The sequence below is a fragment of the Streptomyces sp. NPDC058000 genome (assembly GCF_042886435.1).
Lineage (GTDB): Bacteria > Actinomycetota > Actinomycetes > Streptomycetales > Streptomycetaceae > Streptomyces.
Window position 1 is genome coordinate 1 of sequence record NZ_JBHVQS010000146.1, and the last position, 1068, is coordinate 1068.

Below are 1068 nucleotides of genomic sequence, written 5' to 3' on the forward strand. Positions count from 1 at the left end.
GGTTGTCGGACTGCTTCGCTTTACGTCCGACAACCCGCCCCCGAGCCCCCGGCCCCTCACGTGTGTGGAGGGCCGCGCCCCGGCGGGGAGTTGGAGAAGACAGGGCGATGGGGTGGAGGAGGGAACGACGAGGTGGGTCAGGGGGCGTGGAGGGCTTGGCGGAGGTCAGTGTTGGCGACCAGGATGCCGCCGTCCACGGGGAGGGTTATGCCGGTGACCCAGGAGGCGTCCGGTGAGGCGAGGTAGGCGACGGCGGCCGCGATGTCCTCGGGGCGGCCGACGCGGCCCAACGGGTAGACGGCCGCCGCCCGTTCGAGGTGGTCCTCGCGGCCGGCCCAGTTGGGGGTGTGGACGGTGCCCGGTGCGACGAGGTTGACGCGGACGCCGCGGGGGGCGGCGTGGCCGGAGAGGGTGCGGGTCAGGCTGGCCAGGCCGGCCTTGGCGGCGCTGTAGGCGTGGTTGGCGAAGTCCTGGATTCCGTTGACCGAGCCGATGTTGACGATCGAACCGCGGCCGTCGGCGGCGGCCAGGTGCGGTAGCGCGGCCCGGGCGCAGCGCATCGCACCGGTCAGGGTGAGGTCGAGGTCGGCGGCCCATTCGTCGTCCTGGGTGTCCTCGAAGAGGAGGGCGTCGGGGTGGCAGCCGAAGGCGTTGTTGACGAGGGTGTCCAGGCCGCCGAAGCGCTCCACGGCGTGGGCGACCGCGGCCTCCACCGCGGCCCGGTCGCCGACATCGCAGGCCCGTGCCTCGGCGGCGCCGCCGGCCGCCCGGATCGCCTGCGCGGCCCGCTCGGCACGCGGCCCGTCGAGGTCGGTGAGCAGCACCCGGGCCCCCTCGTCGGCCAGCCGCCGCCCGGTGGCCTCGCCGATGCCCCGCCCGGCCCCGGTGATCAGTACGCGGTATCCCTCGAATCGCCTCATGGACGATTACCTACCCACCGCCCCGCCTCCCGTGAGCCCGTGGTCTTGTCTTCCTCAACTCCCCACCGGGGCGAGGCCCGACCACGAACGGGAGGGGCCGGGGGCTCCGGGGTGGGTTGTCGGACGTAAAGCGAAGCAGTCCGACAAC

1 protein-coding gene is annotated in these 1068 nt (G+C 73.9%); it reads right to left on the bottom strand.

What is annotated here, in order from left to right; genetic code table 11:
* Positions 1 to 137: 137 nt before the first annotated feature.
* Positions 138 to 920: an SDR family NAD(P)-dependent oxidoreductase gene (locus ACFVT2_RS43470; protein ID WP_390028041.1), complete on the bottom strand. Its 783-nt coding sequence runs from the start codon at positions 918 to 920 to the stop codon at positions 138 to 140.
* Between the last annotated feature and the right edge of the window lie 148 nt (positions 921 to 1068).

Excerpts from the sequence above, each read along its gene's own strand:
- ACFVT2_RS43470 (WP_390028041.1), bottom strand. The coding sequence starts at position 920 with ATGAGGCGATTCGAGGGATACCGCGTACTGATCACCGGGGCCGGGCGG.